Origin of the sequence: Xenorhabdus aichiensis, assembly GCF_028598775.1 — a bacterium.
In the GTDB taxonomy this organism is placed as follows: Bacteria; Pseudomonadota; Gammaproteobacteria; order Enterobacterales; family Enterobacteriaceae; genus Xenorhabdus; species Xenorhabdus bovienii.
On sequence record NZ_JAQRFO010000022.1, the window covers coordinates 1 to 16,484 of the forward strand.

The 16,484-nt window shown below is 43.4% G+C and carries 11 protein-coding genes; 10 read left to right on the forward strand and 1 reads right to left on the reverse strand.

Going from position 1 to position 16,484, the window contains the following annotated elements; genetic code table 11:
• Positions 1–595 (reverse strand): SDR family NAD(P)-dependent oxidoreductase (locus tag PSI22_RS11245; protein ID WP_273579821.1); only part of this gene is annotated, 595 nt, incomplete at its 3' end.
• 797 nt (positions 596–1,392) lie between these two features.
• Between PSI22_RS11245 and PSI22_RS11250 the strand changes: the two genes are divergently transcribed.
• From PSI22_RS11250 to rapA, 10 genes are all read left to right on the forward strand, one after another.
• Positions 1,393–2,529, forward strand: coding sequence for a cupin domain-containing protein (locus tag PSI22_RS11250; protein ID WP_273579822.1), 1,137 nt, complete (start codon positions 1,393–1,395; stop codon positions 2,527–2,529).
• Positions 2,510–3,718, forward strand: a complete 1,209-nt coding sequence (locus tag PSI22_RS11255; protein ID WP_273579823.1) for an aromatic ring-hydroxylating dioxygenase subunit alpha — start codon at positions 2,510–2,512, stop codon at positions 3,716–3,718. The genes PSI22_RS11250 and PSI22_RS11255 overlap by 20 nt, the downstream gene beginning before the upstream one ends.
• Positions 3,711–4,205, forward strand: coding sequence for a nuclear transport factor 2 family protein (locus tag PSI22_RS11260; RefSeq protein ID WP_273579824.1), 495 nt, complete (start codon positions 3,711–3,713; stop codon positions 4,203–4,205). Before PSI22_RS11255 ends, PSI22_RS11260 begins: the two co-directional genes overlap by 8 nt.
• A 33-nt stretch (positions 4,206–4,238) precedes the next feature.
• On the forward strand, positions 4,239–5,423 hold the full coding sequence (locus tag PSI22_RS11265) for a CaiB/BaiF CoA transferase family protein (protein WP_273579825.1): 1,185 nt from the start codon (positions 4,239–4,241) through the stop codon (positions 5,421–5,423).
• Between the two features lie 51 nt (positions 5,424–5,474).
• Positions 5,475–6,728 carry an MFS transporter gene (locus tag PSI22_RS11270; RefSeq protein ID WP_273579826.1) on the forward strand — a complete coding sequence of 418 codons (1,254 nt, stop codon included), beginning with the start codon at positions 5,475–5,477 and terminating at the stop codon, positions 6,726–6,728.
• Positions 6,725–7,672: a TauD/TfdA dioxygenase family protein gene (locus tag PSI22_RS11275; RefSeq protein WP_273579827.1), complete on the forward strand. Its 948-nt coding sequence runs from the start codon at positions 6,725–6,727 to the stop codon at positions 7,670–7,672. Before PSI22_RS11270 ends, PSI22_RS11275 begins: the two co-directional genes overlap by 4 nt.
• Positions 7,673–7,792: 120 nt before the next feature.
• On the forward strand, positions 7,793–9,088 hold the full coding sequence (locus tag PSI22_RS11280) for an MFS transporter (protein WP_273579828.1): 1,296 nt from the start codon (positions 7,793–7,795) through the stop codon (positions 9,086–9,088).
• A 281-nt stretch (positions 9,089–9,369) separates the two neighbouring features.
• Positions 9,370–10,653, forward strand: a complete 1,284-nt coding sequence (locus tag PSI22_RS11285) for a phenylacetate--CoA ligase family protein (protein WP_273579829.1) — start codon at positions 9,370–9,372, stop codon at positions 10,651–10,653.
• A gap of 231 nt (positions 10,654–10,884) precedes the next feature.
• The gene (locus tag PSI22_RS11290; RefSeq protein ID WP_273579830.1) at positions 10,885–13,230 is read left to right on the forward strand and encodes a DNA polymerase II; all 2,346 of its coding nucleotides are present in this window, start codon (positions 10,885–10,887) and stop codon (positions 13,228–13,230) included.
• Between the two features lie 218 nt (positions 13,231–13,448).
• Positions 13,449–16,358, forward strand: a complete 2,910-nt coding sequence (rapA, locus tag PSI22_RS11295) for an RNA polymerase-associated protein RapA (protein WP_273579831.1) — start codon at positions 13,449–13,451, stop codon at positions 16,356–16,358.
• The last annotated feature ends 126 nt before the right edge of the window (positions 16,359–16,484 follow it).

A 16,484-nucleotide genomic window follows, 5' to 3' on the forward strand; every position in this document is an offset into this window, starting at 1 on the left:
CTCCATCTGCATGCATGCCGGTATAGATGAACCCAGGACGAACTGCATTCACCCTAATTCCTTGTGCTGCAACTTCTTGAGCCAGCCCAATTGTCAACGTATCAACAGCCCCTTTCGATGCCGCATAATCTATATATTCATGAGGAGAACCCAATCTTGCAGCCGCCGAGGAAACATTCACAATCGCTCCCCCTCGCCCACCATGACGAAAAGCCATTCTTTTTACCGCTTCACGAGCACAGAGAAAATAGCCTGTTACATTGGTCGCGAAAATTGTATTTAATCGTTCTGCCGTTAACTGTTCGATAGTCGCCTGAGGCTTTAAGACCCCGGCATTGTTCACTAACCCGGAAATATAACCCCATTCTTTTTCCGTCCGTTGGAACAGCGCCATGATCTGCTTTTCATCAGTCACATCCACCCGCACTGCCATCGCCGACTGACCGAAGCCACGCAGAATATCCACGACTTCATCAGCCTCATCTTCGCGGCTGCGATAACCAATACAGACATGATGCCCCTGTTGTGCCAGACAAAGCGCCGTTGCCTTACCGATACCACGGGAGCCGCCCGTAATGATGGTGACTTTTTGCATATGCTATTCTCCTCTTCAGTTTTTCAATTGAACGAACAGTCTGGCTATGGATTTTTTAACTCAATGTTCTACATTATAAGCCTTTCGCATCACTATTTTTTCACCTGCTTCTGCTTACCCTCCTCGACATAAAGCATAATGTCTCTATAAAAGCCAAGATTACACGTATAGAACTGTTTCAGGATATAGATATACTCTGCATTATTGACTAATTAATAATAAATATAGAAATATAGAAATATAGAAATATAGAAATACCAATATTACTATATTTCTATCTGAGTCATCTGAAATATTTATTCCCATTATCGTCACGAAAAACTCTATATTATTTTATTTTTCACAATAACCATAGGCGCTATAATTAATAACATTTACTGGATTAGACCAATAATTCCAACTTCATCTAATCATATCTGTAAGTTTACTCCTCATAATTCAAAAGAAATAAATAAATAAATAAATAAATGAAATTATTTTTAAATGAAACAATACCAATCACTCATAAATTAAGTTTCATATAAAAATCATTACTTATTGTTAATAAATCAATTCACGATATATACCCGTAAATATATAAAAAATGTCAGAATAAAAAATCAATCAATTGATTGAATTCATTAAATTTCATTACATTAGAAAAACAAAATAGTCAATTCCGTATTAATGTGAAATATGTGAACCACACCAAGAAAAAAAATAATAATGACAATTAAATAATTAACAATGCATCTAAAGTCATCTATCTTACAAAACGGTACTACACACACAAAAATGTATTTATTGAGAATAAAAAAATGAAGAAATTATCTAATGTGACATTAGTGAAGAGAGATTATATTCCATCTATTCACACTATTGAGGTGAATGGTGTCGAGCATTGGCTAGGGCACGTGAAAGATTTCATGAAGAATAAACAATTACTCGATTTTTTACCGGATGATAACCGTATATCAATGGCATGGGTTCGCCTTGAAGCGGGTGAAGAATTAGAACCACATATCCACCCGGTAGAATCAATGATCTTACTTTGCGAAGGCTCTGCCGAATCAACAGGAGATGTTCAAGCTGCCATGGACGCGGGTGATGCACTCCTCGTGCCCCCAGGTCACCTTCATGGTTTCAAAGGTGGCCACCCAAATGGTTTTTGGGGCTTATCTATTCAGTTTGATTCTCGTGGTCTTTATGAAGATTTTACTGACCCTTGGGCTACTTTCCATCCTGAGCAAGTCAACACCATCCTTGGTAATACCGTTGCTGAACAGCTATTTACCCGTAATGAAATTTACATGGAGCGTTTCGATAAACACAAACTTTTCGCTTTGGTCAATCGTGGCCTGCTGAAAAAAACACAGACAAAGAAAAAGTTCCTCGATTGCTTCCAGGTTTGGTCTGATTATTTCCAAAAAATGGTATTAGCTCGTGCAACAACATTGAACGACTCTACTTTTGAAGAAATTACCATGTCTCATCTGGAAGAAGAGCTTGGTCATAATCGTGATCTCAAAAATGGCCGGGTAGATTTTGAACCTGTATTTGATCCCATTCTTGAAGCAGCCAGTTCATGGTTTACTTATAAGATGAGTACTGCAACCGAATTAGAAAAAGTTGTCTTGGTTCACTTAGTTGTTGAAGCCTCTGCAACTTTCTTCTACAAGCACGTTAAGCCGGTTATGGATGGCTCCACCACTAAAACCCATTTTGATGTTCATAGTGTTCTCGACGATGAGCACGTACGTATGGGTTATGAATTCATCTCTAAGTGCGATATCAAAGACGGAAAACCTCTGTTCGAAATCCAGAACAAAGGTTGGGCAATGCTGATGACGGTAATGTCACGTATTGCCGATTTAACCGTCTATGAGAACCGTGCTTCGGAAGAACTAACAGAAGACGAATGTCAGGAGTTGGTTGATGCCCCTGCAATGGTCTAAAAAGGGCACCCGTAGGGTGCCTTCCAAAGTATATACATGTAACCATGTATATGAAAAAGAACTCAGCAATATTTTCCGTGGTAATACATGGAACTATGTAGGACTTTCTTCAGAAGTTGAAAAGCCCGGTGATTACATACAAACATTTGTCGGCGATGTTCCTGTCATTTTAATCCGTGATCGGAAAGGAACGTTGAATGTATTCGTAAACCGTTGCCCTCATAGAGGCGCAAAGATTTGCCATAATCAAAAGGGCAACACCACGGTACTCGTATGCCCTTATCATGAGTGGGCTTTCAGTTTAGAAGGTAAATTCTCCGGCATGCCTTTTAGGAAAGGTATTGATGGAAAAGGCGGGATGTCTGAGTTTTTTCATTCGACAGAACACAGTCTGCAAGCACTCAATGTCACCGAACGGCACGGGGTCGTATTTGCCAGCTTCTCATATGATATTGAGCCATTTGATACGTATCTAGATCCCGTTATGCTCTCATACTTCGATCGTGTATGTAATGGCCGGAAACTGAAAGTTATCGGGAAAATGCAGCATAAGGTCAATTGCAACTGGAAACTGCAAATAGAGAATGTAAAAGACCCATTCCACGCTGCGCTCTTACATTCATTCTTTAAAAACTTCGGTATCTGGCGCTCAGATCAGAAAACCAGTGTCAAAGTGTGTTCTTCAGGCAAAAGTAGCGTGCTGGTATCAACCGCGTCTTTTACCAAAGCGGAAACGGAAAAAAAGGCTGAGAAAAAAACAGAATTATCGTTGTTGGATCCGAGATTGATTGATCATCAACGGGAGTATGAGCACGGTACGGGGGCAATTATGACCCTATTTCCAAACCTCATTCTGTTACAACAGCTAAATTGTTTAGCTATGCGCCACGTTATCCCTGATGGTACAGATAGTTGCATCAAAATCTGGACTTTCTTTGGTTATGAAGATGAACCTGAAGAACTGACCAAGCGCAGGCTATTGCAAGCAAATCTACTCGGTCCTTCAGGGTTAGTGACTATCGATGACAATGAGATTTTAGCTGTTACTCAGGAAGGCGCAAAAGGCTCACCTGATTCTGAGATCGTTCTAGAAGCTGGCGTGGGTGAATCTAGTGAAGACCATATGATGACGGAGTCAGCTATCCGTGGTTTCTACAAGTACTATCGAGGAGTTATGAACCTTGAATGACCATAATGATTTTGAAATTTGGTTTGCTATTAACAGATTATACAGCCTGTACAACAGAGACTTAGATGCAAAACGCTTAAATAATTGGGCATCCTATTTAACTGATGACTGTATATATCGGGTTACCTCGAAACAAAATATCGATAACGGATGGGATCTCTGTTTTGTTTATTGTGAAGGTAAGAATATGGCAAAAGACCGGGCATCCGCTTTATCTGGCTCTATTTACTTTAGAGACAGAGTACAGCAGCGAATAGTCTCTAACATATTGCTGACGGAAGTTAACCATGATGGGAACAAGATACTCGCCCACGTACTGACAACATTTGCCATTCATGAAAGTATTTGCGGTCAGGAAAATAAGTTATTGGTCAGCGGTACTACTAAAGACATCATCGAATACCAAGATAATGTTGCCTTATTTAAGGAACGTCTCTGTATTTGTACACCAGACATCATTACTGATTCAATTGTATATCCAATTTAAATATCAGGCCTATACAATCAAGTGAGGACTAAGATGGATTTTTTACCCTTGTCGGGCATTGTTGTTATTGATTTAACACGGCATCGAGCGGGTCCAGTGACATCTCGATTATTGGGTGACTGGGGAGCTGAAATTATTAAAATTGAGGAACCTACCGATCAAGGTGACAGTATGGGAGGCTCCCGTGAAGGATTTGACTATCAAAACCTTCACAGAAATAAAAAAAGCTTATCAGTCAATCTGAAAACAGAGCAAGGTCAGCAGATTCTCCAGCGTTTGGTTCGCAAAGCGGATGTCGTGCTGGAAAATTTCAGGCCTGACGTTAAATTTCGCTTAGGTGTCAATTACGAGTCTTTGAAGAAGATTAATCCTCGTATTATATGTGGCAGCATAAGTGGATTCGGGCAAGAGGGTCCTTATCGCTCCCGTCCTGCGGTCGATCAAATCGTACAGGGTATGTCAGGGCTTATGTCTGTGACAGGGACTAAAGAAAGTGGCGCACTAAGAACAGGTGCCGCTATTGCAGATGTCAGCGCGGGAATGAACCTCGCACAAGCAGTACTACTCGCACTCTATCACCGGGAGAAAACAGGTGAAGGGCAGTGGGTATACACATCTCTTCTTGAATCAACATTGGCGATTATGGACTTTCAAGTCGCTCGCTGGCTTGCGGATGGAAAAACACCTGAATTGATGGGAAACGACCATCCTACGTTAATGCCTACTGGGATCGTAAAAACTAAAGATGGTGAGATAAATATCGCAGCCGCAGAAGATGATAAGTTTAAAATACTATGCCATCTTCTTGATATACCGATGATTTACTCAAATCCTCAATACTCAGATATCCACAGTCGCTCAATACACAGAAAACAGCTCATGAGCGAAATTGAAGCTGCGACGATCAAGTATGAGAGTAAGCAACTGATACAAATGTTAAATGCGGGTGGAATACCAAGCGGTTATGTTTATGACATTGCACAAGCGATGTCCGATCCACAAATGAACTATTTGAACATGAAGTGCCCGATTAATCATCCACACTTAGGTGATTTGACATTGGTAGGTCAACCCATGCACTTAAGTGCTTTCCCTGACTTTGATGCTGTTCGCACCCCAGCTCCCGAACACGGCCAACACACGGGTAATCTATTAAAAAATTACCTTGGTTTTAATGACGACGAAATTGCGTCATTTCGTGAGATGCAAGTGATCTAAAAACAGTGAGAAAAAGCCACTTCTATTAACTCATAACGTAATGGTAAGACAATGTATGCAAAGCACACAGAAGCACAAGGATTTTGGTCAGCCAGAACTCTTGTGAACCTCTTTTTACTATGGTTAGCAGGAGCTGGGATGCGTTTGACCATCCTAGCCACCCCTCCAATCATTTCTGACATACATAAGGAACTAGAGTTAACGGAAACTCAGGTTGGTGTTATTTCTGGGTTACCCGCAGTTCTGTTTGCCGGGGCTGCAATTCTGGGAGCATTATTAATTGCACGAACGGGTGCAGTGAAAACACTTATCATTGGCTTACTGATTACCGGTTTAGGATCTGCACTTCGCGGCGCAGCAGATGATGTGATTGCGATGTACGCGACAACCATTCTGACAGGATTGGGCGTTGCTTTTATGCAGCCAGCCCTACCTTCTATCGTGAAGGATTGGTTTCCAAAACACGTTGTGTTTGCAACGGCTATCTACATCAATGGCCTTCTCCTTGGGGGCGAAGTTATTCCGGTCTCTGTAACAAAGTCAATTTTGCTGCCTATGTTGGGCTCTTGGCGTCTGACGTATGTATTTTGGGCTGTGGTGTCAATCATCATCGCAATTCTTGTGTATATCGCAGCACCTAAAACTAAAAACAAAATAGCGCCATTGATCAACAAAAGTGCCAAATGGATGCCTGACTGGAATAATCCTCTTTTATGGAAGTTGGGTCTAATGATGGGGTGTGTAAATGCAACGTATTTTGCAACCAACTTTTTTATTCCACGCTACCTGCATGAGACTAATTTTGAAGATCTCACCTCTTCTTCGTTAATCGCGTTGAATTTGGGTCAGATCCCAGCCTCTATTATTCTTATGATGGCAGGAACTACAGTAGCGAAAGCACGATACCCATACTTACTATCAGGGATAGGTCTGGTTGCTTCTTTAAGTGGCATTATGTATTTTGGCACTGAGTATATAGTTGTTTTATCAGCATTTATCGGATTTTTCTCTTCAATCGTTTTAATACTGATGCTGGGATTACCCAGTATGATCAGTGAACCACATGAAGTACATCGAACGACATCATTGATGCTGACAGTGGGTTATACCTGCGCAGTTATCACACCCGTGATTAGTGGGCTGTCATGGGATATATCCGGGAACCCAAGTTATGTATTTCTTCCTATGGCAGTGTGCTCGACCATCTTATTTATTGCAGCAATGAAAAAACCAATAGTGAATAAAGTAGAAAAAGGTTCTGGACTTACAACTATAAGCGACATTTCTGGAGATAAAACAAAGTGAGTGATAAAAATAAATACACCATACGCAAACTGAGCCCATATTTCTGTGCTGAAATACGTGGCATTGATCTGAATGGGCCATTAGATGATGAGATGGTTAAGGCTATTCGGTCAGATTTGGAAGCGCATGAAGTGTTAGTATTTCCTGAGCAAGATCTAACATCAGAAGATTTAATGCGCTTAGGTCGATATTTCGGTCCACTGACCGTACATCCTTTTGCTGAGAACAGTGAAAAGAATCCAGAATTAATCGTCTTTGATTATAAGGATGGTAACCCGCCCGTGTTAACAGACCGTTGGCACTCAGATGAAACCTATAAGCTTTGCCCACCTATGGCAACAATGCTCTATTCGAGGATTGTTCCTGAAATAGGCGGCGATACCTGTTTCAGCAGTATGACTACCGCCTATGATTTTCTCTCAACAAAAACTCAAGACTTCATCCGAGGGTTGGAAGCGGTACATGATTTTGCATCATACAAATACCTGTTCCCTGATACGGAAAAAGGGCGACAATTATTGCAGAGAAAAGAGTTAGAGTACCCGCCGATCGCTCACCCTGTTGTTCGAATCCATCCTAGCACGCAGAAGAAAACGCTATTTGTTAACCCGCATTACACTCGTTACATCAAAAATATGGATCAACGGGATAGTGACGCATTACTGGCACAATTATTTAATGCGACATCTGTACTTGAGTATCAATATCGTCACCAGTGGAAACCAAAAATGTTAGTGATGTGGGATAACCGTTCTGTGCAGCATGCTGCGGTTCATGACTACTATCCGCATCATCGTTACATGGAACGTATCACTGTCGGTGGCGATAAGCCAATTAGTGAGGCAGAACCGACAACTGTTGAGCAACTGCGTAAGTTCAAAGTCCCTACGTATGATCACAATGACTCACGCCGAGCTAAACGCCAATTTGAAATTGAAAGTTAACCTTAAAACTACAAAGGGGCTGTTAAAGTCCCTTTTTATATCTCTTTGAGTATATTGGTCAGTAACACTATGAATCATACAATAAAATTGGATGTCAGAGATGCAATCCGGTTTACTAAAATGTCTCCTTTACATGTCAAAATATTGCTGCTGTGTTTGTGTATCCTTATCTTAGATGGCTTCGACACCGCATTGATCGGTTACATTGCGCCAGCCATCGTTGATCATTGGGGAATTTCAAAAACTGATCTTGGAATAGCGATGAGTTCAGCCCTGATTGGTCTGGCAATAGGCGCTGTTATATCAGGCCCTGTTTCAGACAAATTGGGACGTAAGCCCGTCATTGTCATCTCAGTTTTCATATTCGGTATTTGTAGTATTTCAACAATATTTTCCACAACTATTAATGAGCTATCAGTCTGGCGTCTGTTAACCGGAATAGGCATTGGAGCTGCTATGTCTAATGCCTTAACGCTGATTTCTGAATATGCACCTGAAAAACGCAAATCACTGATGGTTAACTCTGTATTTTGTGGTTTTCCTTTCGGTGCAGCCATGGGAGGGATGCTAGGTTCCTATATGATCCCTGCATTTGGTTGGAAAAGTATGTTAATCCTCGGAGGTGTTATCCCGGTACTTTTGACTATACCGATCATTTTTATTCTCCCTGAATCAATTTTATTCTTAATGAATAAAGGTCAATCAGAAGAAAAAATTAAGAAAATCTGTAAAAAACTAATCGGTGACAATTATAAAAACATTAGTTCTTTCACATTAGGTGCTAGCCAAAAAAAAGAAAACAAACCTATTCATGAAATTTTATCACCTGGGTATTTAGCATCGACGTTACTTCTTTGGAACGCCTATTTTATGGGGCTATTGATTTTCTATGTCGTCACAAATTGGATGCCCATACTTATCAAAGACGCTGGATTTAACTTAAGTTATGCCGCTATTCTGGCCGCGTTATTTCCTTTAGGTGGTGGAGTTGGTACGGTGATATCAGGCCTTATCATGGATAAATTGTCGCCCCATAAAATCGTCTCATTTAACTATTTTATGACGGGTATTCTGTTACTTGCAATTGGCTATGTTGATGACATTATTAGTTTAGGTGCCTTAATCCTCTTCGCTGGAACAACAATGAACAGCGCACAGGCATCCATGGGAACAATCGCTTCACTTCACTACCCGACAACTTCCCGAGCCACAGGGGTATCGTGGATGCTTGGGATTGGCCGTGCAGGCGGAATATTGGGCGCTATGCTTGGAGCATGGCTCATACAGATAGGGTTAGATTATCGAGAGATCCTGATGACCTTGTTAATTCCCTGTGTCATTGCATCTATTTCTCTGTTGGGGCTGTCTACAGTATTAAATCGTAAAAAACAAATAAACCCACAACGCCATTTATAAAAATAACATAAGGACAACTTATCATGATTGAAGATTTGATTTGTTCAGATAAAAGAGTAATCCTCCCGAAAAAGCGGAGTGTTCATACTTTAAATTTACTCATCATCTAAATAAATCAGATCCTATTTTAACGTTTTCTTCTAGTGAATGTTCTGTATGAGTATTTGGAGTAAAATATCTCTCACTGTGACATCGATTTATTTTAACTGTGTTTAAATGATTACTGAAGGCAAGCTGAAAAAGCGATGCTACAACTAAATTATTATTAATAAACGTTACCTATGAACATTAAAAAATTAAAACTCATAATCGAATACGCACTTAGACGTGAATTCTATCAATCTTACTGGGGAATAAATATATCTGATATCCATCATCTCATTGATGAGGGATTATTTCATACTCTTCCTTTGACTAGAAAATCCGATATTCGGGATCACTGGAATAGGCTTATTGAATATGGAGATGCTACTGACTTTGTGAGTTCCTCAGGGACGACAGGCCGTCCCGTTGATATTCCCGTACACCGTTTGCAGGAACAAATCTGGGTGGACTCTGTGGCTCGCGTACTGCGTGAATTAGGTGCGAAGCAAGGTGATCGTATGATTCAGTTACTCAGTAACAATGATATGTTCACTTTGGGCCCGTTAGTTTGGCAAGCCGCTAAAAATATCGGAGTGGGTGTTTTCAGGTGTTCTCCTCAACGAAGTAGTAGAATCTTAAGCATTATGGAACACCATAATCCACAGTTTATCGTAGGTAATCCTCTTGTTCTGATTGATATTGCTGAGTCCCTCGGCAACACTTTCCCAGATAAGAGTATGTTGCCCAAATATGCTTATTTAGGTGCTTGTGCTTCTTTTGATTCGAACAATAATCTGACTGCAACATCGCAAAAAGTTAAAGATATTTGGGGATTTGAAGAAATGCTTAACGAATACGGGTGTAGTGAAATAGGTTCAATAGGCCATGAATGTACGTATCACAATGGTTTTCATATTAACGATGATTATGTCTATGTCGAACTCATCGATCCCGAAACAGGGAAGCCTGCTGAGAAGGGTCATTCAGGGGAAGTCGTCGTCACCACACTCACACAACCTAGAGGTTTTGCCGCTGTAAGATATGCAACAGGAGATATCGCCAGTTGGTTAGACCATTCACCCTGTCATTGTGGGCGTTCAGGTGCTCGGTTAGGTGCTATTGTCGGGCGCGTTGATCACCAGTTAAAGGTTAAAGGCCAAACTATCTATCCAGAATTAATTCTCAATATCGCTGAGAAAAGTGGTCTTGCTTCCAACACAATAGTCGTACGTTACAAAGATGATCTGGATCGGGAGCAGTCAGAATTGTGGGTAGAACCTAAAGAAGGTTTAAACTGTTCAGATGATTCTATAGCAAATCATATCGTTGATGCTCTACAGACACACATTGCAGTTAGTCCAACGGTAAGAGTTGTCAATAAAGACGTTATTGGTTCTTTGAAAAGCACGGTTCTTAGCCGCTCAAATGGTGTTAAAATCCCTCAATTAATTGATATCAGTCATCCAAAAGAATACATTTAATGACCTGTAAGTTAAGCAACGTTTAGTTGCTTAACTTACAGGTCATTAAAACAATATTGAATTCGGGGGCCATCTGAATAGCCACCTTTAATGGAAATGACCCAAATCGGGTACAGGCTCAAATAAACCACTGTATAAATAACCACTGCAACTGCTATAGTTTAGACGACTATTCATCACAATGTAGAGGCGGCTCTTTGCCCTCAACACCAAAACAGCTGCAGAAATATTATGCAAAAAAAGCATGTTGAACAAGGTTTTATACTCACCCGTCACTGGAAAGATACGCCATCCGGTATTGAGTTAATTTATTGGCTAGCGACGGATCAGGGTGCACGCCGCATCACTATTTCTCACCAAAAAGCGGTGGCTTTTATTCCCCAGCATGATTTGCAGAAGGCCAAGCGGATTATCGGCCAAGAACAGCGTTGTGAATTCAAACCTCTGCCGTTGAAAGATTTCAATCGCCAACCTGTTACTGCCTTATATTGCCTGCAATATCGTCAATTGCAACAGCTGGAAAAAGCGCTGAAAGAACAGGATATTCCGCTCTACGAAACCGATATCCGCCCACCTGACCGATTTATGATGGAGCGTTTTATTACCGCGCCCGTCTGGTTCAATCAGAAACCGGATGGCAGCTATCAAATGAAACCGAATCCCACTTATCGCCCTAAGCTGAAATGGGTTTCACTGGATATTGAAACCAGCCAGCATGGGGAGCTGTATTCCATCGGATTGGCGGGTTGCGGTGAGCAAACGGTGTTTATGCTGGGGCCAGAAAACGGAAGCAGGCAAGACAGGGATTTCAAGCTGGAGTATGTCACCAGCCGTCCGCAGATGCTGGAAAAGCTAAACGAATGGATAGCATTTTACGATCCCGATGCCATTATTGGCTGGAGTCTGATCCAGTTTGATTTAAAAGTATTACAGAAACATGCCGAACGCTATAACGTGCCGCTGAAACTCGGTCGTCATCATGGTTTGCTGGAATGGCGGGAGCACGGTTTCAAGCCGGGGCATTTTTTCGCCTCGGCTGAAGGCCGCCTGATTATTGATGGCATTGATGCACTGAAAACCGCAACGTGGAATTTTCCTTCGTTCAGTCTTGAATCTGTCGCACAGACGTTATTGGGAGAAGGAAAAGCCATTGATAGCCCCTACGATCGGATGGATGAAATCAATCGCCGCTTTCAGGAGGATAAACCCGCCCTCGCCCACTATAATTTGCAGGACTGTATTCTGGTCAACCGTATTTTTGATAAGACGGATTTGATGGCGTTCCTGTTGGAGCGCGCTACAGTGACAGGGCTGGCAGTGGATCGCAGCGGAGGATCAGTGGCTGCGTTCACGCACCTTTATCTGCCGAGAATGCACCGTATCGGCTATGTCGCTCCCGTTCATGCAACTGACTCCGGTGATAGCCCCGGCGGTTTTGTGATGGATTCGTTTCCGGGGCTGTATGATTCAGTGCTGGTTTTGGATTACAAGAGCCTCTATCCTTCTATTATTCGCACTTTTCTGATTGATCCCGTGGGCATGGTAGAAGGCCTCGCCCAGCCCGATAGTGAACATGCCATACCCGGTTTTCGGCAAGCGTTTTTCTCTCGTACTCAACACTGTTTACCTGATATTGTCACGCAAATCTGGCATGAACGTGACAAAGCCAAAAAGCAACAAAACGCCCCGCTCTCCCAAGCTCTGAAAATTATCATGAATGCGTTTTATGGCGTATTGGGTGCGTCAGGCTGCCACTTTTTTGATCCCCGCCTGACTTCCTCTATTACCCTGCGCGGGCACCAAATCATGCACCAGACCCGTGAATTGATTGAGTCACAAGGATATCAGGTGATTTATGGCGATACGGACTCGACTTTTATCTGGCTGAAGCACCCTCATTCTGAAGCAGAAGCCCGTCAAATAGGCCATTCGCTGGCGCAATTTGTCAATCAATGGTGGCAAAGCCATCTCAAAACGCAGTTCAATCTTGAAAGCACACTGGAACTGGAATTTGAAACCCATTATCGACGTTTTCTCATGCCAACCGTGAGAGGCACTGAACAAGGCAGTAAAAAACGCTATGCCGGATTGAGTGGCGATAAGATGATTTTCAAAGGGCTGGAAACAATAAGAACGGATTGGACACCGCTTGCGCAGATTTTCCAGAATGAACTGTATACCCTTATTTTTCACCAGAAGCCTTACCAAGATTATATCCGTGATTACGTTGCCAACACGCTGGCGGGAAAATTCGATGACCGCCTCATTTACCGCAAACAGCTACGTCGCAAACTGTCTGATTATCAGCGTAATGTTCCGCCCCATGTCCGGGCAGCACGTCTGGCGGATGAATATAACCAGCAGAACAATCGCCCATTGCAATACCAAAATGGCGGTTGGATCAGCTACCTCATCACACAATCAGGGCCTGAGCCACTGGAAAACCAGACCGCGCTGCCGGATTACGAACACTACATTAATAAACAGCTGATGCCGATTGCAGACGCCATCCTGCCATTTCTTCAAGATCACTTTATGACCCTGCTGACAGGGCAGATGTGCATATCTTTCGAATAATGGATACTTTTGCAGGTGACGGCTTGCTCCGCTTGAATTAACATATCGCCCCTCTAATGGGCAATGGTGCTTTTACGACCTCGTTTCCAAAAAACGAGTGATGAAAAGTGTCGTTGAAAACTATCCCTATCGATAACCAATGATGATCGATATCCAACAAAAGCAGCCATCCTGCAACCATAAATAACATTGTCTAACAGAAAACTGAGCCAAAATTTATGCCATTTACCCTTGGTCAACGCTGGATAAGCGATACAGAAAGCGAACTTGGATTAGGAACGGTCGTAGCGCTTGATACGCGCATGGTGACGTTGCTTTTCCCTGCCAGCGGAGAAAACCGCCTTTACGCACGCAATGATTCACCCATTACCCGCGTTATGTTTAATGTGGGCGATACCCTGACCAGTCATGAAGGCTGGAAACTTAAGGTCGATGAAGTTCAGCAAGATAATGGCCTGCTAATCTATATCGGTACTCGTCTGGATACTGAAGAGGAAAATATCACCCTACGGGAAGTTTTTCTGGATAGTAAGCTGACGTTTAATAAGCCACAGGATCGTCTGTTTGCCGGTCAGATTGACCGAATGGATCGCTTTGCGCTGCGTTTTCGCGCCCGTAAACATCAAAGTGAGCAGTTTCGTCTGGCTGAAAGTGGGCTGCGTGGCATTCGCGCCAGCTTAATCCCTCACCAGTTGCATATTGCCAATGAAGTCGGCAAACGCCACGCTCCCCGTGTGTTGCTGGCCGATGAAGTCGGATTAGGTAAAACCATCGAAGCTGGCATGGTTATTCACCAGCAACTCATGGCCGGTCGTGCTGAACGAGTGCTGGTCATCGTGCCGGAAAGCCTCCAGCACCAATGGCTGGTGGAAATGCTACGCCGTTTCAACCTGCGCTTTTCCCTGTTTGATGATGGTCGTTATTCCGAAGCCCTGCACGATAGCGATAATCCATTTGAAACAGAACAATTGATTATCTGTTCTCTGGATTTTGTTCGCCGTAATAAACAGCGTTTTGAACATCTGCTGGAAGCGAGTTGGGATTTAATGGTCGTCGATGAGGCTCATCATCTGGAATGGAGCGAAAAAGCACCAAGTCGCGAATATCAGGTCATTGAAGAGTTAGCCGAGCAGATCCCATCCGTGCTGCTGCTGACAGCAACGCCTGAGCAATTAGGACAGGAAAGCCATTTTGCCCGTCTGCGTCTGCTCGATCCCAATCGTTTCCACGATTATCAGGTGTTTATTGATGAACAGCAGAAGTACCGTCCGGTCGCTGATGCCGTCACCCTGCTGCTGTCTGGCGAAACGCTGAACAATGACCAGCAGAACCTGATTGTCGAACTGATTAGCGAGCAGGATATTGAACCTCTGCTGAAAGCGGCAAACAGTCATCAGGATGAAGAGAGTGAAAAAGCTCGCCGTGAACTGGTCGCTATGTTGATGGATCGCCATGGTACTAGCCGCCTGCTGTTCCGTAATACCCGCGGCGGCGTCAAAGGCTTTCCACACCGTGAACTGCACGAAATCAAGCTGCCATTACCCGCTCAATATCAGACGGCAATCAAAGTGTCTGAAATCATGGGCGCCAAAAAATCCGTAGAAGCGCGCGCTAAGGATATGCTCTACCCGGAGCGGATCTATCAGGAGTTTGAAGGCGAAAATGCGACATGGTGGAACTTCGATCCCCGTGTGGAATGGCTGCTTGGTTTCCTGCTGGCAAACCGCGATGAAAAAGTGCTGGTGATCTGTGCCAAGGCAGAAACTGCCCTGCAACTGGAGCAGGTGCTACGCGAACGTGAAGGTATCCGCAGTGCCGTGTTCCACGAAGGGTTATCTCTGCTGGAACGCGACCGTGCCGCGGCTTACTTCGCTTCCGAAGATGAAGGAGCGCAAGTGCTGCTCTGTTCTGAAATTGGTTCTGAAGGGCGTAACTTCCAGTTTGCTAACCAGCTTGTCATGTTTGATCTGCCTTTCAACCCAGATTTGCTGGAACAACGCATCGGTCGTCTGGATCGTATCGGCCAAAGCCGGAATATCAAGATCAGCATACCTTATCTGGAAAATACCGCGCAATCGATTCTCCTGCGCTGGTATCACGAGGGTTTGAATGCCTTTGAACAGACCTGCCCAACCGGTCGTCCCATCTATGACAAATATTATGAAACTCTGGTGAATTTCCTTGCCAAGCCAAACGAACAGGCTGGCTTCACGCCATTCATTACAGAGTGCCGTGAGCATCATGAGCAACTCAGGCAGCAACTGGAGCAAGGTCGTGACCGCCTGCTGGAAATGAATTCCAACGGTGGCGAGCAGGGACAAAAGCTGGCAGAAACCATCGCCGCACAAGATAACGATACAGATCTGGTGAGTTTTGCTCTGAATTTGTTCGATATCATTGGCATTAATCAGGAAGATCGCAGCGACAATATTATTACCCTGAATCCATCCGATCATATGCTGGTGCCGGATTTCCCTGGCTTACCGGCAGATGGTTGCTCAATTACGTTTGATCGTGAAAAAGCCCTGTCCCGCGAGGATACCCAATTCCTGAGCTGGGAACACCCGATCATCCGTAACGGCTTAGATCTGATTTTGTCTGGAGATACCGGAAGCTGTGCCGTTTCCATTTTGAAAAACAAAGCACTGCCAGTCGGAACGCTGTTGGTTGAGTTAATTTACGTTGTTGAAGCCCAAGCGCCGAAACATCTGCAATTAACCCGCTTCCTGCCACCAACACCAGTGCGCCTCTTAATGGATCTGAAAGGAACCAATCTGGCACCTCAAGTGGAGTTTGAAAGTTTCAACCGCCAGCTAAATGCTATCAATCGCCATAATGCCAGTAAACTGGTCAGTGCGGTGCAAAAAGAAGTTCACGCTATTTTGCAGCAATCTGAACCGCTGGTGGAACAGCAAGCCCGTGAGGTGATTGAGAAAGCGAAGAAAGAAGCAGATAACGTGCTGTCTGCTGAGTTATCACGGCTGGAAGCGCTGAAAGCGGTTAACCCAAATATCCGTGATGATGAGCTGGAAGCGGTTGAGTCTGAACATAAGCATTTGCTGCTCAATCTTGATCAGGCAAACTGGCGTCTGGATGCCATTCGCTTGGTGGTGGTTTCTCATCAATAAATAGCCACTAATAAATAGCCAATCCTGAAATACGGGGCAATCTCCATGAGATGCCCCTGCATTTTAATCTCACACCGTAAATCATATGCTGATAGAATCCGCCCCGTCATTTTTTCGACCCAACTG